This is a genomic window from Salinispora oceanensis, from assembly GCF_000383575.1.
In the GTDB taxonomy this organism is placed as follows: Bacteria; Actinomycetota; Actinomycetes; order Mycobacteriales; family Micromonosporaceae; genus Micromonospora; species Micromonospora oceanensis.
The window spans coordinates 1470245-1490714 of sequence record NZ_KB911579.1 but is presented as its reverse complement, the minus strand read 5'-3'; the positions used below and the strand labels follow the sequence as shown (position 1 = coordinate 1490714).

Annotated in this window: 21 protein-coding genes and 1 pseudogene; 8 read left to right on the top strand and 14 right to left on the bottom strand. The window is 68.9% G+C overall.

The genetic code is table 11. From position 1 onward, the window contains the following. Positions 1-47 precede the first annotated feature (47 nt). Both SALPAC4_RS0106840 and SALPAC4_RS0106835 read right to left on the bottom strand, forming a co-directional pair. Positions 48-923: a nucleotide disphospho-sugar-binding domain-containing protein gene (locus tag SALPAC4_RS0106840; protein WP_223874703.1), complete on the bottom strand. Its 876-nt coding sequence runs from the start codon at positions 921-923 to the stop codon at positions 48-50. Positions 924-955: 32 nt separating this feature from the next. Continuing rightward, positions 956-1192, bottom strand: coding sequence for an IS3 family transposase (locus tag SALPAC4_RS0106835; protein ID WP_019869670.1), 237 nt, complete (start codon positions 1190-1192; stop codon positions 956-958). Positions 1193-1217: 25 nt separating this feature from the next. Here SALPAC4_RS0106835 and SALPAC4_RS25115 point away from each other — a divergent pair, with 25 nt between their 5' ends. Continuing rightward, a complete protein-coding gene (locus SALPAC4_RS25115; RefSeq protein WP_223874702.1) occupies positions 1218-1745 on the top strand; it encodes a hypothetical protein in 528 nt (175 codons plus the stop codon). Here SALPAC4_RS25115 and SALPAC4_RS0106825 read toward each other — a convergent pair. The 6 genes from SALPAC4_RS0106825 to SALPAC4_RS28280 form a co-directional block, all read right to left on the bottom strand. Further along, positions 1649-2470: an NAD(P)H-binding protein gene (locus SALPAC4_RS0106825; RefSeq protein WP_018216016.1), complete on the bottom strand. Its 822-nt coding sequence runs from the start codon at positions 2468-2470 to the stop codon at positions 1649-1651. The genes SALPAC4_RS25115 and SALPAC4_RS0106825 overlap by 97 nt on opposite strands. Next, positions 2467-3117, bottom strand: a complete 651-nt coding sequence (locus SALPAC4_RS0106820; RefSeq protein WP_027645109.1) for a P-loop NTPase family protein — start codon at positions 3115-3117, stop codon at positions 2467-2469. Before SALPAC4_RS0106820 ends, SALPAC4_RS0106825 begins: the two co-directional genes overlap by 4 nt. A 134-nt stretch (positions 3118-3251) precedes the next feature. Further along, positions 3252-4109, bottom strand: coding sequence for an ABC transporter permease (locus SALPAC4_RS0106815; protein ID WP_019869668.1), 858 nt, complete (start codon positions 4107-4109; stop codon positions 3252-3254). Continuing rightward, positions 4106-5092, bottom strand: coding sequence for a daunorubicin resistance protein DrrA family ABC transporter ATP-binding protein (locus tag SALPAC4_RS0106810; RefSeq protein WP_018741501.1), 987 nt, complete (start codon positions 5090-5092; stop codon positions 4106-4108). The genes SALPAC4_RS0106815 and SALPAC4_RS0106810 overlap by 4 nt, the downstream gene beginning before the upstream one ends. Positions 5093-5304: 212 nt before the next feature. Next, the gene (locus tag SALPAC4_RS0106805; RefSeq protein WP_027645108.1) at positions 5305-8469 is read right to left on the bottom strand and encodes an ATP-binding protein; all 3165 of its coding nucleotides are present in this window, start codon (positions 8467-8469) and stop codon (positions 5305-5307) included. A 56-nt stretch (positions 8470-8525) separates the two neighbouring features. Continuing rightward, complete coding sequence (locus SALPAC4_RS28280) at positions 8526-8981, bottom strand: 3-oxoacyl-[acyl-carrier-protein] synthase III C-terminal domain-containing protein (protein ID WP_223874701.1); 456 nt, start codon at positions 8979-8981, stop codon at positions 8526-8528. Here SALPAC4_RS28280 and SALPAC4_RS28275 point away from each other — a divergent pair. Together SALPAC4_RS28275 and SALPAC4_RS0106785 are read left to right on the top strand one after the other, a co-directional pair. Further along, on the top strand, positions 8913-10064 hold the full coding sequence (locus tag SALPAC4_RS28275; protein ID WP_223874700.1) for an acyltransferase domain-containing protein: 1152 nt from the start codon (positions 8913-8915) through the stop codon (positions 10062-10064). The two genes, SALPAC4_RS28280 and SALPAC4_RS28275, sit on opposite strands and share 69 nt — an antisense overlap. A gap of 799 nt (positions 10065-10863) precedes the next feature. Then, complete coding sequence (locus SALPAC4_RS0106785) at positions 10864-11118, top strand: hypothetical protein (RefSeq protein WP_223874699.1); 255 nt, start codon at positions 10864-10866, stop codon at positions 11116-11118. Positions 11119-11225: 107 nt separating this feature from the next. Here SALPAC4_RS0106785 and SALPAC4_RS27330 read toward each other — a convergent pair. Beyond that, positions 11226-11396 (bottom strand): annotated as a pseudogene (locus SALPAC4_RS27330) (IS256 family transposase); the annotation flags it as partial. Here SALPAC4_RS27330 and SALPAC4_RS0106780 point away from each other — a divergent pair. The 5 genes from SALPAC4_RS0106780 (at position 11397) to SALPAC4_RS0106740 (ending at position 17616) form a co-directional block, all read left to right on the top strand. Further along, the gene (locus SALPAC4_RS0106780) at positions 11397-12155 is read left to right on the top strand and encodes a lanthionine synthetase LanC family protein (RefSeq protein WP_223874698.1); all 759 of its coding nucleotides are present in this window, start codon (positions 11397-11399) and stop codon (positions 12153-12155) included. A 255-nt stretch (positions 12156-12410) separates the two neighbouring features. Then, on the top strand, positions 12411-13160 hold the full coding sequence (locus SALPAC4_RS0106770) for a GNAT family N-acetyltransferase (protein ID WP_223874121.1): 750 nt from the start codon (positions 12411-12413) through the stop codon (positions 13158-13160). Further along, complete coding sequence (locus SALPAC4_RS0106765) at positions 13153-13842, top strand: flavoprotein (protein ID WP_223874697.1); 690 nt, start codon at positions 13153-13155, stop codon at positions 13840-13842. Before SALPAC4_RS0106770 ends, SALPAC4_RS0106765 begins: the two co-directional genes overlap by 8 nt. A gap of 1335 nt (positions 13843-15177) precedes the next feature. Then, the gene (locus tag SALPAC4_RS0106745) at positions 15178-16941 is read left to right on the top strand and encodes a S41 family peptidase (RefSeq protein ID WP_019869662.1); all 1764 of its coding nucleotides are present in this window, start codon (positions 15178-15180) and stop codon (positions 16939-16941) included. A 42-nt stretch (positions 16942-16983) separates the two neighbouring features. Continuing rightward, complete coding sequence (locus SALPAC4_RS0106740) at positions 16984-17616, top strand: DUF3995 domain-containing protein (protein WP_223874696.1); 633 nt, start codon at positions 16984-16986, stop codon at positions 17614-17616. A gap of 30 nt (positions 17617-17646) precedes the next feature. Here the strand turns inward: SALPAC4_RS0106740 and SALPAC4_RS0106735 are convergent, their stop codons facing one another. Genes SALPAC4_RS0106735 through SALPAC4_RS0106715 form a run of 5 tightly spaced genes read right to left on the bottom strand, consistent with a single transcriptional unit; the run spans position 17647 to position 20449 of the window. Further along, positions 17647-17943 carry a hypothetical protein gene (locus SALPAC4_RS0106735; protein ID WP_018218312.1) on the bottom strand — a complete coding sequence of 99 codons (297 nt, stop codon included), beginning with the start codon at positions 17941-17943 and terminating at the stop codon, positions 17647-17649. Next, the gene (locus SALPAC4_RS0106730; protein ID WP_018728790.1) at positions 17940-18707 is read right to left on the bottom strand and encodes a hypothetical protein; all 768 of its coding nucleotides are present in this window, start codon (positions 18705-18707) and stop codon (positions 17940-17942) included. Before SALPAC4_RS0106730 ends, SALPAC4_RS0106735 begins: the two co-directional genes overlap by 4 nt. Beyond that, a complete protein-coding gene (locus tag SALPAC4_RS0106725) occupies positions 18704-19093 on the bottom strand; it encodes an ATP-binding cassette domain-containing protein (protein ID WP_239061310.1) in 390 nt (129 codons plus the stop codon). The genes SALPAC4_RS0106730 and SALPAC4_RS0106725 overlap by 4 nt, the downstream gene beginning before the upstream one ends. 5 nt (positions 19094-19098) lie before the next feature. Beyond that, the gene (locus SALPAC4_RS0106720) at positions 19099-19731 is read right to left on the bottom strand and encodes an aromatase/cyclase (protein ID WP_018728792.1); all 633 of its coding nucleotides are present in this window, start codon (positions 19729-19731) and stop codon (positions 19099-19101) included. Between the two features lie 13 nt (positions 19732-19744). Continuing rightward, a complete protein-coding gene (locus tag SALPAC4_RS0106715; RefSeq protein WP_019869659.1) occupies positions 19745-20449 on the bottom strand; it encodes a class I SAM-dependent DNA methyltransferase in 705 nt (234 codons plus the stop codon). Positions 20450-20470: the final 21 nt, after the last annotated feature.

Sequence of the window (20470 nt, the reverse complement as noted above, 5' to 3'; positions counted from 1 at the left end):
ACCGGCGCGTGTGCCGCCCCCTGGAGCGGCGCACGCGCCGGCGGCCTTCAGCGGGACCGGTGTACGGCGGTGAGCCGCTCCAGGTCCGCGATGACGTCGACTGTGCTGGGCGTGGCGTTGAACTCGGCCTGCACGTGTTCGGCGCCGGCCCGGAAGGACGGATCCTCGATCAGCCGGACCAAACTCTCCCGAAGGATCCGGCCGGTGAGGGCGGGCGGCTCCAGGAAGATCGCGGCGTTTCGCTCGACGAGCGACCGAGCCTTGTCGACCGCGTCCCACCACAGCTCGGTGGAGATCACCAGCTGCGGCACACCGTGCGCGAGGGCAAGCGCGTACGCGCCCGAACCGCCGTGGTGGACCACTGCCGAGCACGTCGGCAGCAGCACGTTCAACGGATAGAAGTCGAAGACCCGTACGTTGTCCGGAAGCTTCGCCGCCGGGTCCAGTTGGTCGGCGTTGAGCGTGGCGACCACCTCGATGTCCAGGTCCGCGACCGCGTCGAACAGTTCCTGGTACGGGATCCAGTCCTCGCCGGTCACCTCGCGCCCGCCCAGACCGGCGGTCAGGCAGACGCGGGGCCGCTCCGGCCGCTCCGGCAGCCACTCCGGTACCCGTGCGGCCCCTGTGTACGGGACATACCGGATCGGCAGGTAGTCCAGGCCGGTGTCGTTGAGGCGCAGCCACGGCAGGGTCGTGTCGAGGCTCCACTGTCCCGTCACCAGATCCTCGGCAAAGGTGCCGCCGTTTCGGGCGACCGCCGCGCCCAACCAGTCCGCCAGTGGGTCCTGCCGCAGGTGCTCCGGCTGTTCCGGTAACAGCCGGAGGAAGTTCGCACGCATCCGACCGATCAGGTCCTGGCCGAACAGGAAGCGGGCGTGGGCGGCACCGCACGCCCGCGCCGCCACCGCTCCCGAGATCGTCATGCTGAGTTCCCCCCGCTTTGATGGAGCGGTGGTTACCTGCTTCCGGCTGGTGCCGGGATGGCGATAGGTGGTTCGGCTGGTTGCGTCTGGCGGGTGTGCCAGGTGGTCTCGTACTCGTTCGGGCTGAGGTAGCCCAGCTCGCGTTGGATGCGGCGGGTGTTGTACCAGCCGTCGATGTAGGTGAAGATCGCGTTCTCGGCCTCGTCGCGGGTGCGCCACGAGGTGCGGTAGACGAGTTCGATCTTCAGCGTTGACCAGAAGTTCTCCATCAGGGCGTTGACGCCCTATGTGCTGATGGGCTCGGTCGACGGATCGCTTCAGGCGCTGGAACTGATGCGACGGCTGCGCCTGGCAGTGGTCGTCGCCGGCCACAGCCGCGTCGGCGGCAGCGAGGTGCTCGACTTCACCGAGGCCTACTTGCGCCGGGTGCAGGATCTGGCACGAACAGGCCTGCGCGAGGGCCTCAGCGTGCCGCAGGTGGCTCAGGCCGCGGACCCGGGCCCGTTCGGCGCGCTGCCCGAGTGTGAGCGCCTGGTCAGCAACCTGCACCGGGCGTACGCCGAGCTGCAGGGCCTGCCGCCGGGCGGCCGCATCGACGTTGCCGGGTCCTTCCGCGAAATGGTGGCGTTCCACGGCGCCGCACCGCACTGCGCTGCCTGCCCGGTGCCGGACACCGACCGGCCGCCCCGGGAAACCCCGGGGCGGCCGGTTCGCTGCTCTGATTCTCAGCCGCCGAAGGCTGCGGCGTTCTCGGTCACCCACTGCTTGAAGGTGCGCGCCGGCTTACCGGTGACCTCCTGGACGGTGGGCAGCACGGTGTAGCCCGCTTCCGGCGGGTTGGTCCGCATCGTCAGGAAGAACTCGACGTCTTCGTCGCCGAAGCCCTGCTCGCGCCACTGACTGACGATCTCGTCCCGGGACAGCTCGATGAACTTAATGTCGCGGCCCAGGACCTCGCTGATCACCTTGACCTTCTCCGGCGGGGTGAGCGCCTCGGGCCCGGTGATCCAGTACTCCTTGCCGTTGTGGCCGTCGGCGGTGAGCGCGGCCGCGGCGACAGCGGCGATGTCAGCGTCGTGGACCATCGCGCTCTTGGAGGTGGCGAAGCCCTCCCGGATCACGCCCTCGTCCTTGACCGAGTCGGCCCACTCCAGCACGTTGGACATGAACTCCACCGGGGACAGGTAGGTCCAAGCCAGACCGCCGGCCTCGACGGCCTCCTCCAGCGGGCTCTTGGTGACATCACCCTTGAGGACGGTCACCTTCCGCACGCCGGCCTTCTTGGCCAACGCTACGATCTCCTCGGCGTTGGTCAGCGGCGCGAAATCGTCGCCGAAGGTGATCAGGTGGGCAGCGGTCACCCCCTCGAAGGCTTTGGCGAGACTGTCAGTGTCGGACAGATTGCCGGCGACAACCTCGGTGCCTTCCGGCAGATTCGCCTTAGCAGGATTACGCGTCAGTCCTCGGACCTGGTGCCCCGCGGCGAGCAGCTGAGCGACCAGGGGCCGGCCGACGTTGCCGGTGGCACCGGCAACAAGAATGGTCATGGGGTTCCTTCCGTCATGAAACAACCGTATCGGCGATCGCGGCCAGGTTCTGTCCGCGATCGGTGGGAGAATGAGAACCGTGCTCGACACCTCCGCTGATGAAGTAGCCCCAGTTTGCGCTGTCGACCGCGAAGGTCGGGAACAGCAGCGCACCGCTCGTTGAGCAAGCGGTCGCGGTCGACGAGCGCGTCGACGTCGATCACCGCTGCCCGGCCGAGCCCGTCACACTGCTGGCACATGCCTTGCGCGTCGTTGAACGAGTAGGCGCTCGCCGGGCTCGCCGACGGCTCACCCAGACGCGCATAGATCAGGCGCAGCAGGGTGTAGGTGTCGGTGGCTGTGCCGACCGTGGACCGGGAGTTGCCGCTGAGGCGGCGCTGGTCGACGACGATGGCGGCTGACAGGTTCTGCAGCGAGTCGGCGTCAGGCTGGCCGTACCGGGGGAGGAACTGCTGAACGAACGCGGGGAAGGTCTCGTTGATTTGGCGCTGGGATTCGGCGGCGATAGTGCCGAAGGCCAGCGACGACTTGCCGGAGCCGGACACGCCGGTGAAGACGATGATCTTCTGCTTGGGAAGGTCAAGAGAGACACCCTTGAGGTTGTTCTCCCGGGCACCGCGGATGCGGATGTCGCCGTGAATGGTCATCAGCCTTTCCTGGTGAGCGCGATGGTGGGCGGGCGAGGACCGCCACCCGGACGGGGGTGCAGGTAGCGGTCCTCGCCGCTCAGAGACGGGCCGTGCCGGGCGTGACACAACCCGCCAGGTATGTCGACGAGGGTCTACTTGCGGTTATAGAGCCGTATCGAGATGGTGCCGAACACCACGATCAGCACCGCGCAGGACACCAGGACCCAGGCGAGCTCGCCGGTGTCCCACGTGCCGGCGGCCAGCTGCCGCGTCGCCGTCACCAGGTGGGTGATCGGATTGACCTTCACGAAGGCCTGCAGCCAGCCGGGCATGGTCGACGGGTCGACGAACACGTTGCTGAGGAACGTCAGGGGGAACAGCACCGGCATGCTGACGGCCATGACGGACTTTTCCGAGCGCAGCAACAGCCCGAACATGATCCAGATCCACGAGAAGGCGAACGCGAAGACGATGACCAGCACCATCGCCGCGATCATGCCCGTCGCGCCGCCGCTGGGCCGGTAGCCGAGCACCAGCCCGAGCAGGACGATGACCGTCGCGGCCAGCACGTAGCGCAGAACATCGCCGAGCAAGGCGCCGACCAGTGCGGCCGGCCGCCAGATCGGCAGCGTCCGGAAGCGGTCGAAGATGCCCTTCTCGACGTCGGTGTTGATGCCCATCCCGGTGTACATGGTGATCATCAGGACGCTGATCACCATGATGCCGGGCAGCAGGAACTGCACGTACTCCCGGGTCGAGCCCGCCAGCGCACCACCGAACAGGAAGGTGAACATCAAGGTGATGATGATCGGGAACACCGTGACGTCGATCATTTGTTCCGGCACGTGCTTGATTTTCAGCAACGCCCGCCAGCAAAATGCCAGCGACGCGGCCAGGGCACTGGGGCGGTTGGGTGCGTCGCGCCGGTTGAGCAGGGCACCGACCCTGTCGGGTACGGGCGTGTAGTCGGCGGCGGTGTCGTCCTCCGGAGGTGTGGTCGCGGTGCTCATGCCGGGCTCGCCTCCTTCGTCTTGTCGGTGAGGGCGAGGAACACCTCGTCAAGGCTCGGCTGGCCGAGGGAGAAGTTGTCGACGGTGATCCCGGCCCGGGCCAGGTCCGCCAGCGCCCGAGAGGCCTTGTCCGCGGCGGCGTCGTTGCCGGCGGCGCCCACGCGTACGGTCAGCGCGTGCGGATCCGAGTCGCTCTGCGCCTCCGCGCCCATGATTGAGGTCAGCAGCGCGCCCGCCTCGGCGCGCTGGTGCGGATCGCGTAGCCGCAGGTGCACGGTGCCGGCGCCGATGGAGGACTTGAGCTCGGCGGGTGTGCCCTCGGCGATGACTTTGCCCGTGTCGATGACGGCGATCCGGCTCGCGAGCCGGTCCGCCTCGTCGAGGTACTGCGTGGTCAGCAGCACGGTCGTGCCGTGCTGCACCACCCCGCGCACGATGTCCCACACCTGGTTGCGGCTGCGCGGGTCGAGGCCCGTTGTCGGCTCGTCGAGGAACAGCAGGTCCGGGGTGTTCAGGATGCTGGCGGCGATGTCGATGCGCCGCCGCATGCCCCCGGAGTACTTCTTGACCAGCCGTGACCGGGCCTCCGTGAGACCGAAGGCGTCGAGCAATTCGGCGGCGCGTTCCCGGGCGGCGGGCGTGCGGTAGCCGAGCAGCCGGGCCAGCAGGACGAGGTTCTCGGTTCCGGTGAGGTCGTCGTCGACCGAGGCGTACTGGCCGGTCAGGCTGACCCGGCTGCGGACCTGGTCGGCATCGCGGACCACGTCGTGGCCGAAGATCTGAGCCTCGCCGCCGTCGGGGCGGGTCAGGGTCGCCAGCATGCGTACGGCGGTCGTTTTGCCGGCGCCGTTCGGGCCGAGCAGCCCGTAGACCGTGCCGGCAGGTACCCGCAGGTCGAGACCGTCAACGGCGCGGGTCTTGCCGAAGACCTTGACGAGCCCGGAGGTCTCGACGGCCGGCGGAGCGGTGCTGGGATGTGCCATATCTCGTCGGCTCCGATCGTGTCGCGAACAGGTGTAACGGGCGGCCGGCGGTCCGCGCGTGGCGCGGCGGGCGCCACGCGCGGACCGCCCGAGGCGAGGATTCGCCGTGGCTGCCGGGGGCATGGCGACCCGGCCGGTGGTCCTCACCTCTCAGGCGCCAGACCGATGCCAGAACGCGCTAGATCACGGATTGCCAGAAGTCGGCAGCCGGCTCACAGCAGCCAGGCGATGTCGTTCTCCGGCAGGTAGCGGCAGGTAGCGCCGGTGCTCACCGACTGACGCAGGTGCGCGGCCAGGGCCGGATGACGCGAGTCGAGCTTGCGCAGCACGTCGTGGATCCGGGCGGTGACGGCCTTGCGGGCGCGCTCACCGTCGTCGCCGAGCCGGCGTGTCCGCCCGCCCAGCCCGGCGGCCTGCCGCAGCTCGGTCACCAGAGCTTCGCGTTCCCGGTCGAGAGCGGTCACCCGGGCGTGGTCGTCACGGTCCAGAGCCTGGGCCGCGTCGTCGTCGATCTGCTTCAACCGGCGCTTGTACTGCGCCTTCGCTGTCTCGTCCAGGACCGGGTCGGCGCCGAGGCTACGCGCAGCCGCGGCGACCTCCCCGCCGTGCGGGTTGAGCAGCCGTACCGCCGGCACGTCGACGCCCGGCATGCTGAGCAGCGCATGCAGATCGACCAGCCCTTTGGCGTTGGTGACCTGCACGGTATGGTCGGCGAAGCCGAGCCGCCAGATCGATCCACTGCGGCGGAACTCCCCGGTCCGCTGTAGCTGTGCCCCGCCGGCGGGGACCGGCGCATCCGGCGTCATGCCGGCGACCGGCCAGCTCGCCACAGCCATGCAGGTGCGTTCGGCCTCAGCGCCGGCCTCGTCGAGCAGCACCTGAGCCGATACGGCGTCACCCGGCATGGCGCGGCACAGCAACGCGGCCGCCAAGTGGGCGCGGGCCAGCACCGACCACGGCCTGGCCTGTAACCGCTCCGCATCACGGTGGGCTCTGGTAAGCACGGCGACAGCGGTGTCACCGTCTTGCTCGGCGAGCGCGACCAGACCCAGCCACAGGTCCACCGGCCCGCTGACGTCTCCGCCGTACAGGGAGACCAGCCATTGACCCTGAAACGGTTCCAGAGCCGAGCGGGCCTCGGCACACAGCGCCGGGTCGGCGGTCAGCGCCGCCGCGTGCGCCAGCAGTCGGACCCGCAGCGGCGCGATCAACGGCGACTGCCACTGCTCGTCGCCCGCCGCGTCGGCCAGGTAATCGCGGGCCGGCCCGGCGTCGCCCTGGTGCAGCCTGGTGATCGCGCGCAGCAGCCGCGGATACGGATGGCCCTGTCGTTCCAGACCCCGGTGCAGTGCGTCCAGCTCGTCGAGGTGGCCCTGCAACAGACGCAACGACCAGCGCAAGTGCTCACCCACGTAGGGAAACTGCAGGTCCTCCGCGCCGGACGACGGCGCCAGCGCCCGGTCGAGGAAGTCTTCGGCCTCGGCGAAGTGGCCGGTGTGCATGTTGACGATGCTGCGATCGACATAGGACGCCAATGCGAACCGCGGGAGCGTGCCCCGTTCGGCCGAGGCGACGAATGAGCGGTACTCGTTGAGGTAGACCGGATCGCCGCGCTCCAGCGAAGCAACCCAGCGCATCGAGGCGGCGAACTGCTCGAGCGCCCAGTCACCGCGACGGCGAGCCAGGGTGATCAGCTCGTCGACCAGCTGGTAGCGCTCGTCGGCCGACCCAAGTCCCCAGATGGCGTCGTGGCGCGTCCACAGGCTGAACGCCAGCGAGTCGTCATCGCCGTCGCGGCGCGCCACCTCGGCGATGTGGATGGCCAGCTGCGCGACGATGCGGTCCTCGTCGTGTCCGACGGTGGGCGCCGAGCCGACCAGACCCGTGTACGCCTCGTGCAGCAGCTCCGCGGTGAAGGTCTGGCGTTCGCCGTCGCGGGCATTGACCCCTCGCGTGACCAGGGCAGCCCGCGCGAGCAGGTCTGCGTCGGCGAGGTCGCGGGCCGCGTCAGCGACGCGCCGGAACAGCGTCCACGCCTCGCTCTGCTCACCGATGGACTGCAGTTCACGAGCCAGGTCCAGCTCGACGATGGCCCGCAGGCGGCGCTCGGGGGCAGAGATGCGCTCCAGCGCTCGACGGTAGTGGCCGACGGCCTCCTCCGCGGCGTACCACGCTCCGGCATCGCGGGCCGCGGCCAGCTGAAGGTCGACGACGTAGCGGGCGTCGAGATCCTCGCCCGCCAGGAAAGCATGCCGGGCGAGCTCGGCCGAGGGGACCCGGTCCGCGCTGCTCGGCTGGTCCAAACCCCAGACCACATCCGCGTGGCGCCGCCGTCGCTCGGCAGCGTTCAGCGAGCGGTATAGAGTCTCGCGGACCAGGTCGTGAACGAAGCTGAAGTCCTCGCCGGCGACGCGTACGACCAGGCGGGTGGCCACCGCCTGCTCCAGTAACTGGTCTGTCTCCCCTGCGGGCAGACCCGAGGCCGCAGCCAGCGCCTGCCGGCCGAATCGCCGGCCGAGCAGAGCAGCCGCGATCAGCAGCTCCCGGACCGGGTTGGCCAGCAACGACAGTCGCTGCTGTACCGCGTCACTGACCTCGGTGGGGGTCGAGCTGATGGACCCGCTGCTGTGCCACAGCCTCGCTGCCTGCTCGACGAAGAACGGGTTACCGCCGGTCCACTGGTGGATCCTGGTGACCAGGTTCTCCTCCGCGCTCCTGCCAGTGCTGTCGACGATGAGGCGTCCCACTTCGTCCGGAGCCAGGCCGGTCAGCGTGATCACGGTGGCCTTGGCGGCCAGCGAGGTCATCAGCGCGCGCAGCGGGTGCCGGACGGTCTCCACCTCGACGTCGCGGTAGGTGCCAACGATTAGCAGTGGCTCCAGCCACGAATGACGCACCGCGAACTGCAGCAGCCGCAGTGACCCCGGATCGGCCCAGTGCAGGTCGTCCAGCACCACCATGACCGGGCGTTGCCGGGTGGCGGTCACCAGGGCGGAGGTCACCGCGTCGTGGAGGGCGAACGGTTCGCGGGGTGCCGGCACGCTGGGGTCCTCGCCCAGCAGCGAAGCCAGGGCGCAACCGTCATCTTCGAGGATCGCCGTCCACTGCTGCCGGGTGACAGTGCCGCGCAGATCCCGGAGAACCTGAATCCACGGCCAGTAGGCGGGGGCGGTTTGGCCGTCGGCGCACCATCCGCTCAGGAGGAGCATGCCGCTCTCGCGGGCCGTCTGCGCAGCCGTGGTGACCAGCGCCGTCTTGCCGATTCCGCCCTCGCCGGTGACGAAGACCAGGCTCCCCTGATGCCGGCTCGCCTTGACGATGCGAGCACGTAACAGACTCAAGGGATGATCGCGTCCTACGAGCGGCGTCACGTCCATGGCGCTTCCAACATACGGGGTCGGCACCCGGCCCGTCACCGGTGGTCCGCGCAGGGTCACACTGTGCCTGGGGAGCTCACCTCAAGGATCGCCGTCGACCAGGCGAAGCCACCGCCGGCACCGAGCAGGGCGACCCGACGCCCGGCGGTCAGCGCGCCCGTGTCCCGTAGATGGGCCAACCCGGCGGCTTGATCGCCGGCGCCGAGATGCCCCACCGTCGACCCCCACCCCCATGTCGAGTCGGCGGCGTCGATCCCAACGGCTCGAAGAACTGAAACTGCATCCGGGGGCGTCCGAGATTCGGCGGCACGATGGGCTCGTATCCTGCCTCGCTGACTTCGCAGACCGCTCGAATACCGGACGAGCGCGCCAGGTCCATCGATACTCCGGCGGATCTCGAACCCGTTGGCCCGACAATGCCGCCGAGCGAGAAGAGGTGAGACATGCGGTCCCGCACCCCTGTGGCCAGCCCCCGCGTCGGCCTGCTGTTTCCCGGACAGGGATCGCAGCATCCTCGGATGGCGGCCGATCTCTACGGCCACGACCTGACGTTCACGACCGTCATGGACGAGACGTTCGCCCTGTTCGAAACCGACGGCCCTGTGTTGCAAGAGCAGTGGCTGGCCGAGTGTCCCTCGCCGATGTACGAAGACGTCACCGTCGCCCAGCCATTGCTGTACGCGGTCAACCACGCTCTGGGACGCGTCGTGCTGAGCTGGGGCATGCGGCCTGCGGGCTTGCTGGGGCACAGCGTCGGTGAGGTGGTGGCCGCCACACTGGCCGGCGTGCTGTCGCTCAAGGACGGAGTACGGGTGATGCGCTCCCGGATGCGGCAGTTCGCCGACAGCCCGCCGGGCGGCATGCTCGCCGTCGCCGCGACTGTCGAGGAAGTCAGTGACCTGCTGATCGACGGCGTGCACCTGGCCGCGGTCAACGCCACCCGGCAACTGCTGCTCGCCGGTGAGACACCGCATCTCGAACGCGCCCGCTGCATCCTGGCCGACCGCGGAGTGGTCTGCCGCGACGCCCGGGTCCGGCAGGCGTTCCACAGCCCGGCCGTGGCGCAGGCGGTGACCGCTTCCCTGCCGGATTGGCGCACCGTGGCGCTGCACCCGACCGTGACTATCTGCGGCACGATCATTTTCGTCAAGGGCAAGGGCTTCTTCCGACAGGAATGGACGAAAAGCGACGCCGGTTTCCGGACGATCGTCCTGCCCAGATTCGCCGTCGCGGTGGTGATGGACCGCAAACTCACCGCCGTCGACAACCCGCTCGACGCGATCTTCGCCTCCCGGGTTGGCACGTGGCTCTCCCCGCACAACGTGCGACGCCAGTGGCGGCAAGCCCGCGCCGATACTGGACTCGAGTGGGTCACACCGCACACGTTCCGCAAGACCGTCGCCACGCTCCTCGACAAGGAGGCCGACACCAAGAGGGCCGCAAGCCAGCTCGGACACCGCACCGAGCAGGTCACGAAGAAGCACTACATCGAGAAACCGGCCATCGCCCCGGACAGTTCCGAGATCCTCGAACAGCTCGGCACCGGCCGCGCGAGCGCCGTCGCAAAGCGCGACGGGCCGCGCCAGACCGCGTAGACACCAGCACAACGGTGGCCGCAGCAGGTCGCCGAACCTGACCGTCCACGGGCGTTACCGGGGGGTTTTCGGGGGACAGTTCGAATATGCCAGAGGCCCTGATCGGCGTTTCCGCTGGTCAGGGCCTCTGCTCTGCGCGCCCGAAGGGATTCGAACCCCTAACCTTCTGATCCGTAGTCCGAAGTGGAATTCAATGCCCTCCAATTCTAACTCTATCAGGAAATCTATCCGGCCGCGTCCAGCCCAGTCCCTTCGCGTCCCGCCGGATCCCCGCAGGTCCGCGCCCCACAGCCCCCATATAACCGCGCTGCTCGATTTTCCGGACGCCCTCGCTGCGACCCTCAAATGCGGCTGCATCCCTGTACGTCCGGGTCAGTACCCCGACGTCCGAGCACCCACGGAGCACCCCCGAGATCATCGGCTAGGCCGAATCGTGGGGCTGTAACGGTTTGTCGGCTCCAAGTTGTCGTGTAGGAAGCCGGATATGCCCGTGGAACGCGCCGCGCCCCCCGAGGAGCGGATTCGACGTGTCTACGGCGAATTGCTATCTATGCTTCAGGGGGCCACCTGCACTTTCGGGAGGTCCCTGCACTGGGACGATGGAGGATGCCCCAGCACACCAGCTATACATTCACCAATGTGAGCACCGGGGCCGGCGGCCAGGGTGCGGTCCGTGATGGTGCGGACCAGATCCGCAACCGTGACACGGAGTGCACAGTAAGGGTTGTAAACGACCACGGTATCTTTCCCGATCAAACCATGGACGTCGCCAATACCGGGTCGTGGAGGGTGCTAGACGGTGACGTCCGAAACGGAAATGACCGTCATGATCGAGAACCGCTTACACCACGTCCGGGACGCTACGTTCCGTGAAGACCTCCACCAAGCCCGCACCGGCACCGGACCCGCCGTCCTGGCCGCTCTGCGCAACACCTCAATCGGCTACCACCGCACCAACGGCGAGGCCAACATTGCCCGCGTCACCCGACGCGCCAACCGCCGCCCCCACGACCTCATCACCGCCGTGACCAGCACCTATCCGACAACGCAATGACCCTGGGGCAACAGGGGAGCCGGTCCGCTGTGGTGGACAGCCAGAACCGCCTAGTACGGCAGCCGCCGTTGGGGCTGTCTCGCTAGCGGTGTTTCCGGCGATCTTGGTTAGTAGGTTTCAGCGGCTGGGAAGCGGTCGCTGAAGGTGATGGCGAAGGCGTTCAACGCGGGTTTCCAGCGCATCGTCCATCGGGTTCTGCCTGCTCCGGTGGGGTCCAGGGAGCGAGTCACCAGGTACAGACACTTCAACGCGGCCTGCTCGTTGGGGAAGTGGCCGCGGTGGTACAGGAGCCCGACCTGTACCGAGGCCTCGGCGGCATCGGACTGAACCTGCTGCACCTCAGCCAGCGGACCGGCAGCGCCGACCTGCGGGCCATGGCCGTCGACGTGACGCAGCGGGTGGCGGACGCCCTCGAACTCGCCACCCGCTCCGGAAAGCCACGCCCGGCCGGTCTGCTGGACGGTTGGAGTGGTCCAGCCCTGCTGTTCGTGCGAATGCACCAGGCGACCGGTGACTCCGGATGGCTAGACCTGGCGGTCCGCGCGGTGCACCGGGACCTGGATCGCTGCGTCGTCCGGCCGGACGGCACGATGCTCGCGGGGGAGATGGGCGGCCGCGCTCTGCCGTACCTGCGGAACGGCAGTGCGGGTGTCGGCCTGGTGGTGGACGAGGTGCTGCGCCACCGCGAGGACGAACGGCTTCGCGAGTCGCTGTCCGCGGTACACAACGTCTTTCTGCCTGAGTACGTGGCGGAGAGCAATCTGCTGGACGGCCGGGCTGGCCTGCTCGCCGTCGCCGCCCGGATGTCGCTCAGCGCGCCCGGCGAGCCGATCGAGTCCGCGATCGCGCAGCACATCCGGAGGCTGTCCTGGTACGCGGTGTCCTACCGGGGTCACCTCGCCTTTCCCGGCCGGCAGCAACTGCGCCTCTCCATGGATCTGGCGACCGGCAACGCGGGGGTGATGCTCGCGGTCACCGCCGCCCGCCACCGCAAAACCAGCTTTCTGCCCTTTCTCAGCCTGGCCGCCGTCACCTAGCGAGCCAGCCTCAGGCCAGCCCGTCCCGGGCTGTAACAAATCGAAATCCGGAAGGAGGTGAATCATCGTGGAGATTCTCGAACTGCAGGGTCTGGAGATCGCTGAGATCGATTCGGATCTGGTGACGGCCAGCTTCAAGAGTGACTACTGCTAATCAGTACTGGTCGCGTTGACCATCCCGGCGGGCGCGGTTCGTCTCCGGACGTTCCGCGCCCGCCACCCCTGGATGCACGGCTCGAGCGCATGGAGGAACTGGTGAAGGGCGAATTGGTGTCACTCCGTCGGCTGACCGACGACGACTACGAGCTGTTGGTGTCGTGGCTCGACGGACAGGCGGGCGGTTACGCCAACGGAGGCCCGGTCCTGTGCAGCGGTGCCGAATTCAAGGCGGAATCGACGAGAACCGGCCACACCCACCTGATGATCGTGAGCAACGACGGGACACCTGTCGGTGCCCTGAGCTGGCGGACACTGAGTTATCCGGGCAACTTCTCGATCGGTCTGATCATCGGTGAGTCGCAGCTGTGGGGGCGCGGCCACGCTGCCAGCGCGTTCGGGCTGCTCCTGCAACACCTATTCCATACCTTGAACGCGCATCGGGTCGAGGTCACCACCGGGGTGTACAACCAGGAGACGATGAAGATCGTCACCCGTGGGCTGATGACGCTTGAGGGCATCCTGCGGGACTACGCGTTCGTCGATGGCGAATACCAGGATGTGGCGGTCTGTTCTCTTCTCCGAACCGAGTACGAGACGCTCCTGGCCCGCGGCGCGTTCGGTCGGCACACCAGTACGGTGCCGGCTCAGGAGAAACAGAAGGCGCTGAACTCCTTCCTACGCTTCCTGAGCGATACGGGCGACCTCCACCTGCACCGGATCGTCTCGCGGCGGCAGACCGCGACGCCGCCCGAGGCCGATGCACCCCATCCCGGGATCTCCGATCCCCGGGAGCGACCGGCCGGCGAGAACGGAGCGGAGCTCTCCAGGGCGGTGCGTCATGGCTGACCGGCCCGCCCCCGCCGACGACAACCCGCGGCCTCCCGGCATGCCGGCGAACGTGCCCGCCACGCTTGATCTAGCCCGGGGGAACCTGCTGCTGGTGGGGACCGGATCGTTCAATGTCAACCTGCTGCCGACCTGGGCGTTGATGCTGCGCAAGTGGTACGGCTGCCACCTGCGGGTGTGCCTGACGTACTCGGCCACAGCGCTGGTGGCCCGGGACGCGATCGCCGCCGCGACCAAGGAACCGGTATGGGGGCCGGACTGGCCCACCGCGAGCGGTTGCGTGCCGCACCAGGAACTCGCCGGCTGGGCGGACCTGGTGATCGTCGCTCCGGCGACCGCCGCCTTCGTCGGCAAGTGCGCGAATGGCATCTCCGACAGTCTCGCGCTCAGTGTCGTGATGAGCGTCTCGGCGCCGGTCGTGCTCGCGCCGGCGCTCGCCGAGGAGGCGATCTCTCGGCCGTCGGTCCAGCGAAACCTGCGGCTGCTCGACGAGGACGGCTACCACGTCGTACCGCCTCAGGTCGGCACCTCGGTGCACTCCGGGCGGCTCGGCATCGGTGCGATGGCCGACCTGGGCAGCATCCTGCGTACCGCCGCCGCGCTGACCGCCGTGCGAAGAGAGCCGGGTTCCGACTCCCTGGTGACGAGCACACCGGTCAACGGGGCAGACGGCCACCGGTGAGTTATCCACACCTGCCCACCATCGCGGGGACGACCGTCGTCTTCCGCTGCGACGACGCGCTCTGGCGCACCGACCTCGGCGGGCACACAGTCGAACGACTCACCGAGGATGAGACAGTAGGCACACCCCAGCTCTCCCCCGACGGGCGGAGAGTCGCGTACGCCGTGGGTGACGGACCGCTGGCCGTCCGGGCGTTGACCAGCGCGGGGCGCGAACTGCTCGCCCACGGGCAGGGGGGCCAGGCGGTCACCTGGACTCCCGACGGGGCCGGGATCGTCTACACCGGCTGCGTCGACCGGCCGTTCGAGGTTGACTGGCTCCACCAGGTAGACCTCGACGACGGCGCCGTCCGTCGTCTGCCCTACGGCCCCGCCACCTCGCTCAGCTTCGGTCCCGGCGCTGCCCGCGTGCTGGGCCGCGGCGGCGTTGATCCGGCCGGCTGGAAGGGCTACCGCGGCGGACTGGCCGGAGAGCTGTGGTTGGATCCGGGGGATGGCCGCTTCGTACGGGTACCGACACCGATGGGCAACCCGACCGCGCCGCACCTGGTCGGCGGCCGCCTGTTCTTCCTCTCCGACCACGATGGCACCGGCAACGTCTATTCCTGCGATCTCGACGGTGCTGACCTGCGACGGCACACGGCGCATCGGCGGTACTGCGCACGGCATCTGAACAGCGACGGACGCCGGCTCGTGTACCAGTCCGGCGGGGAGCTGTTCCTGCTGGAGCCCAACGATGCCGAAGGTCGACGGCTCGACGTACGGATCGGGGGCAGGCGGCGCGGTCCACGGGCGGTAGCTGCGACCCGGGCCCTCGACGGTGCTGCGCTCAGCCCAGCCGGCGACACGCTGGCCGTGACGGTCCGGGGCGCGTTGGTGACCAGGGCGGTTGAGGGTGGTCCGTATCGGCGGCACGGCATACGGACCCGACGGCACCGCCGGCCGGTGTGGCTCGCGGACGGCTCGGCGGTGGTCGTGGCCACCGGGGACGGCGGCACCGACGAGCGGTTGACGTTGGCCCCCGTCGACGGGTCACCCGCATTCGACCTGGACCTGCCGCCACTCGGCCTGGTCACCGAACTCGCCGTGGCACCCCGCGGGCGTCGCCTCGCCGTGGCAAATCACCGGCACCAGCTCATGGACGTCCGGATCGACGTCGACCCCGCCACCGGGGCGGTGCGGTCGCAGGCGACCCTGCTGGACACGAGTCCGTACGACCAGATCTCCGACCTCGCCTGGTCGCCGGAGGCGTCGTTGCTCGCATACAGCTTCCCGGACACCGACAGCACCAGTTGCATCCGCTTCTGCCGGCTGTCGGACGGAGAGACCTTCCCCGGTGACCGAGCCGCTGAGCCGGGACCGGTCACCCAGCTTCGATCCGAGCGGACGGCAGCTGTTCTTCATCGGCGTTCGCGCCCTGGACGCGGTCTACGGGGAGATCGAACCGAACCTCACCTTCGCGGCCGTGTCCCGTCCCTACACGGTGCGACTGGCGGTCGAGGACCAGCCGGAGACGGTCGACGTCGGCGCGGTCGTGCGGATCGACCGGGACGGCCTGTTCGACCGGGTCACCCCACTGCCTGTCCCACCGGCCCGGTACGGGATGGTGGTCGGCCTCTCCGACGGGGCGCTGCTCACCGCCCGGCCCGTACGGCCATCTCAGGCGCCCGACGGCGGTGGCACCGGTCGTGGTGGCGATCTCTACCGCTACGACGCCGTGGCTCAGCGACTCACCCCGCTCGCGAGGCGGGTGACCGAGTTGCAGTGCCTGCCGGACCTGTCCGGCGCCCTCGTGCGGACGGGCGGTCGGCTCGACCGCATCCGGCTCGACCAGCCCGGCCCTGCCGCCCGGGTCACCGTCGACGACATCGAAGTGACCGTGGACCCGTACGCCGAATGGCGACAGATCTTCCGGTCGGCCTGGACCTTGCAGCGTGAGTACCACTGGTCGCCGGAACTCGGCGGGGTTGACTGGCCGGCGGCGTATCGCCGGTACCGCCCGCTGGTTGACCGGGTGACCACCCGCGAGGAGCTGTCCGACGTCCTCGGTGAGCTGCACGGCGAGCTCTCCAGCTCACACACCGGCGAACGCGGAGGCGACCATGGCGCGACCGTCGGGTACGGCCGGCTCGGCATCGACTGGGACTGCCGCGACGGCCACTGGTACGTCGGCCGGGTGTGGAGAGTCCCTGGTACGGCCGGCCCCGCATTCGGTGTCGAACCCGGCCAGCGGGTCACCGCCGTCGACCTTCGCCCGGTCGGTCCGGGCGGCCCGATGGAGCTGCTCGTGGGCCGCGCCGACGGGGTCGTCGGACTGCAGCTCGTCGAGCCGGATGGCGCGATTCGTGCGGTGACGACACCTGTCCTGGCCGACGACCGCCAGTTGCGCTACCGGGGATGGGTGGAGGACAACCGGAAGCTGGTGCATTGGCTGACCGGCGGTCGGGTGGGTTACGTGCACCTGCCGGACATGGGTCCGCGAGGGTTCGCCGAGTTCCAGCGTTGCCTACTGGTCGAAGCCCGGCGGGAGGCGTTGCTGATCGATGCCCGATTCAATGGTGGTGGACACGCTGCCGACCTCGTCATCGAGCGGTTGGCGCGGCGGCGCGTCGGCTACCGGTTGGCGCGCCGGGGAGCGACGCAGGGGTACCCGCACCGGGCCGCCCCCACCGCACAGGTCGTCCTGATCAACGAGCGAACGGGATCCGACGGTGAGACGTTCGCCCAGGTCTTCCGGTCGCGGGGCCTCGGGACCGTGGTGGGCCGGCGGACCTGGGGCGGCGGCACCGGTATCCGACCGAGGCATCGACTCGTCGACGGCACGGTAACCACTCAGCCGGAGTACCGGTTCGTGTTCGACGACACCGAAAAGGGACTCGAGAACCACGGCTGCGAACCGGATGTCGAGGTGGACGTGAGCCCCGACGACCACGCCGCAGGCCGTGACCCACAGTTGGAGGTCGCCGCCCTGCTGGCAGCGAAGCGGATCGACGCGGCACCCACGATGAGTGACTTCCCGCGTATGCTCGGTGATCGAATCACGGCGAGCGCATCGGCTTCTATCGATCATTCTGCCCCGGCGCCAGAGCCACGAGGATGAGAACCCGGACGAAAGGCAGGTACCTGGCCAATGACTCAGTTGATGGCTGACACTGAGGCTCCTACTCGCCGTAGATCGGTCTGGGCGGGTTACGCCGCCGCGACCTGGGCACTGCTGTTCGCCATCCGCGGCATCTACTGGGCCCTCGGCGGAAGCGTCGGACTCGCCACCCTCTCCGAGGGGATCAAGGACCTGCACGCGCAGGGCGACCGGATGCTCTTCGCGGCTCTGTGGATGACAGTGGTGCTGGAACTGTTCGGCGTTGTGCTGGGTCTGGCGCTCGTGCGTCCGTTCGGTGTGGTGTTTCCGCAGTGGGTGCCGGTGGTGGCGAAGCGGCGGGTGCCGAACTGGCTGCTGCTCGTACCCAGTTCGGGTGCCTCCGCTCTGCTGCTGGCGCACGGCGGCACGTTCGTCGGCTTCGGACTGAGCGCCCTGATCAAGGGCGAGACGATGACCACCGAACTCCGCTGGTACGCGATGTTCTGGGGTCCCTGGTTCATACTCGGAGGAGTCCTATTCGGCGCCGCGGCGCTTGCGTACCTGCGGTGGACCTCGGATCGGCGCTCGTGGCGACGCCGGATCGGGGTCGCCGCCGGTGTGGTCGCCTTCCTCGGTGGTCTGGTGGCTGCCGCCGCGCCGTTCATCGTCACCGGGCTGGCATCCGGCAGCGAGTAGTGGGCCCGTGGCCTCCCTGAGCGGACGCGGTTACGGCGTCTGGCCCGCCGCTGCCGCCACGTCGGCGGGTCCCTGCACGGATCGCCGCCGCGCGGTGAACAACTCACGGTAGAACCAGCCCTGCCGGAAACCCGCTGGCTCGTAGGGCGACGAGGCCGTCGCCTCGACACAACCCTCGCTGGTCGTGAGGCGCACCACCGCGGAGTAGTCCGGGTGGACACCGTCACCGCTGAGAGCGCGCACGAACTCGACCTCCATCACGTCACCTGCTTCGACCTGGATCGGCTCGTCCCAGAGCGGCAGGTAGACGGGGGCGAAAGTCGTCACCTGCTCTGGGCGTCGACCGGCTCGTCCTCCCGGTGGCCCCACAGCCGGATCCACAGCAACAAGCCGTCAACGCGCCCCGGCTGACGCATCACCAGCACCCCGGTCTCGCGCCCCTCAGCCGATGCGCCGACCGAGAAGTCGAGGTCTTCCACTATGGCGGACGTGCTCAGCACGTGCCGTGGATCGGCCCCTTCGACGCACATGCGCACGTCGAAGGGGCCGCCCTTGACGCGCAGCGGCGCGTTGGGCAGGCCCATGACTGCGAAGGTAAGAACGCCGACGGCGGGCGCGACCACCCAGTGACGCAGGGCCACGCCGAGGCAGAACCCAATCAGGGTCAGCGCGGCCAGACCTGCCAGGCCGACGATCACGTCTGACGGTGCCAGCGCGCCAGAGGTGGCCTGGCGCGCAGCGGCGATGTGAGCCGGGACCAACCCGGTGGCGTGTCCCAGGCAAAGCCAGAACGCCAGGGCGAGCCCGTGCATGAGGAACAGGCCGTCACCCATCCTCGGCCGCAGCGGCGCGGCCAGCGGCGACGATCTCGGGAAGTAGGCCGCGCCCAGCGCCGCAGCGGCGGCAGCAGCCACCGACCCGGGTATCCACAGCGATTCGTGCCAGGCGGCGGAGACGGCCGCCCAGGTGACGTAGTCGGCCGCGAGCAAGCTGTTGGTCGCGAGAAGCGAAGCAGCGGCCATCAGGACACCGGCGGCGGGGAACACCCACGACGGGCCAGGCCAGCCGAGCAGCAGGCGCAGCCGCCTCACTCGGCACCACCGAACGACATAATCAGGTCGTCGTAAGCGCATTCGAACGGCGATCCGGGCCGGCTATCACCGGCTGGCCGGGTCATGGCCAGCCCCGCGAGGGGGCCTTGATAGCGGATCTTGCCCTCGGCCAGGACTGCGACGGAGTCCGCGAGATGCTCGACGTCTTCGGTGAGGTGGGTCGACAGCAGCACCGGCCGTTCGGCCCCCAGTTGTCGGATCACCTCTCGCGCTTTGAGCCTCTGCCCGGGGTCGAGACCCACCGTGGGCTCGTCCAGGATGACGATCCGCGGATCATGCACTATGCCGGTGGCGAGGGCGATTCGTTGACGCTGACCACCGCTGAGGGTGCGGATGCGCCGCGACCCCAGATCCGACGCCTGCATCTTGGTCAACGCCGCGACGACTGCATGGTCCGTGCGTGCGGCATCAACGCATGCGGCAGTGCCGCCGGCCAGGTGCGGATCTGCCAGAGGAAGTCGTATACGTCGGATGCGCTGCCCTCGACCCAGACCGTTTCCCCGAAGACCTGCCGCAGTTCCGGTCGAAGCGCCAGGGGCTCGGCGGCTGCCCGCACCGCGGCGAGCTCAGCGTTGGCGATCTCGTCGATGGTCTGTGCGATCGCGTCGAGCCCGTCGGGGTCGTCGTCGACCGGGTGGTACTCGTGGATCAGTCGCAGCCGGGAGGCCTGGTCGCCGACCGGCTCGACGACGAAGGACCGTCGCATCGACGTGAGCAGCGGCATCGGCTCCTCGGGGGAGTAGTCGATCCGACGCAGCTCGGGTCGCAGGGCCCGCCGCTTCACCCAGCGGTGCAGCTGGTCACCCGAGTGGCTCCAGACGGCCACCCGCTCCCACTGAGGCTCGGGGTCGGTCCCGGCCGCCGCACCCAGCAGCTCGAGGTGGACGAAGGATGCGAAGGTCTCCGGCCAGGTGTCAACGTCGGCGAGCATCTCGTAGACGAAGTCCGCCGAGGCGGCGATCCGAACCGAGTGCTCCGCCGAAACCGCTGCCGGTTGTGGCATGATCAGTCGCTCCTCACGCCCAGGTGCCGACGTAGAATCCCGGCCCACCGTTCGGCAAGAACTCGACCTTCGCGCCGGCGCCGGTGAACGCGGACTCGTACTGCTCGGGGGTGAAGAGCGTCAACCGGTCGATCTCGCTGCGGTGCCGCACCCCCCGGGCATCGGCGACAAGGTAGTGGATCTCCATCCGGGCGACGTCGCCCTCCCGAGTCGAGTGCGAGACGCGGGCCACTGTGTGGCCGTCCTTCGTCACCACATGACCCGACACATAGTTTTCCAGGAAGGTGTCCGGGGTCCACCACGGTTCGATCGCCACCACGCCACCCGGCTTCAGGTGGCGGCCCATGCTGACCAGCGTCTGGTTCAGGTCGTCGACCGTGTTCAGGTAGCCGATCGAACTGAACATGCAGACGATCGCGTCGAAGGCGGCGTCGAGCTGGAAAGAGCGCATGTCCCCGGGATACAGCTGTGCCTGCGGGACCCGTCGACGTGCCACCTCAGACATCGACTCCGACAGCTCCAACCCGGCGACCTGCTCGAAGTGGCGGCTGAAGGCCTCAAGGTGGGTGCCTGTGCCACAGGCGACGTCGAGCAGAGTCGACGCGTCGGGTTTGCGGGAGCGGATCAGCTCCGCGACCGCCCCGGCCTCGGCTCGGTAGTCCTTCCGGTCCTGGTAGACCAGGTCATAGAGATCAGCAGCGCTTTCGCTCTCGTACATGTGGCAAGTCTCGACCGGCGG

Excerpts from the sequence above, each read along its gene's own strand:
- SALPAC4_RS0106835 (WP_019869670.1), bottom strand. The coding sequence starts at position 1,192 with ATGGAGAACTTCTGGTCAACGCTGAAGATCGAACTCGTCTACCGCACC.
- SALPAC4_RS0106740 (WP_223874696.1), top strand. The coding sequence starts at position 16,984 with ATGGCTGACACTGAGGCTCCTACTCGCCGTAGATCGGTCTGGGCGGGT.
- SALPAC4_RS0106840 (WP_223874703.1), bottom strand. The coding sequence starts at position 923 with ATGACGATCTCGGGAGCGGTGGCGGCGCGGGCGTGCGGTGCCGCCCAC.
- SALPAC4_RS0106765 (WP_223874697.1), top strand. The coding sequence starts at position 13,153 with ATGGCTGACCGGCCCGCCCCCGCCGACGACAACCCGCGGCCTCCCGGC.
- SALPAC4_RS0106720 (WP_018728792.1), bottom strand. The coding sequence starts at position 19,731 with ATGCCACAACCGGCAGCGGTTTCGGCGGAGCACTCGGTTCGGATCGCC.
- SALPAC4_RS28275 (WP_223874700.1), top strand. The coding sequence starts at position 8,913 with ATGCGGTCCCGCACCCCTGTGGCCAGCCCCCGCGTCGGCCTGCTGTTT.
- SALPAC4_RS28280 (WP_223874701.1), bottom strand. The coding sequence starts at position 8,981 with ATGCTGCGATCCCTGTCCGGGAAACAGCAGGCCGACGCGGGGGCTGGC.
- SALPAC4_RS0106820 (WP_027645109.1), bottom strand. The coding sequence starts at position 3,117 with ATGACCATTCACGGCGACATCCGCATCCGCGGTGCCCGGGAGAACAAC.
- SALPAC4_RS0106815 (WP_019869668.1), bottom strand. The coding sequence starts at position 4,109 with ATGAGCACCGCGACCACACCTCCGGAGGACGACACCGCCGCCGACTAC.
- SALPAC4_RS0106725 (WP_239061310.1), bottom strand. The coding sequence starts at position 19,093 with ATGCAGGCGTCGGATCTGGGGTCGCGGCGCATCCGCACCCTCAGCGGT.
- SALPAC4_RS0106825 (WP_018216016.1), bottom strand. The coding sequence starts at position 2,470 with ATGACCATTCTTGTTGCCGGTGCCACCGGCAACGTCGGCCGGCCCCTG.
- SALPAC4_RS0106805 (WP_027645108.1), bottom strand. The coding sequence starts at position 8,469 with ATGGACGTGACGCCGCTCGTAGGACGCGATCATCCCTTGAGTCTGTTA.
- SALPAC4_RS0106810 (WP_018741501.1), bottom strand. The coding sequence starts at position 5,092 with ATGGCACATCCCAGCACCGCTCCGCCGGCCGTCGAGACCTCCGGGCTC.
- SALPAC4_RS0106715 (WP_019869659.1), bottom strand. The coding sequence starts at position 20,449 with ATGTACGAGAGCGAAAGCGCTGCTGATCTCTATGACCTGGTCTACCAG.
- SALPAC4_RS25115 (WP_223874702.1), top strand. The coding sequence starts at position 1,218 with ATGGGCTCGGTCGACGGATCGCTTCAGGCGCTGGAACTGATGCGACGG.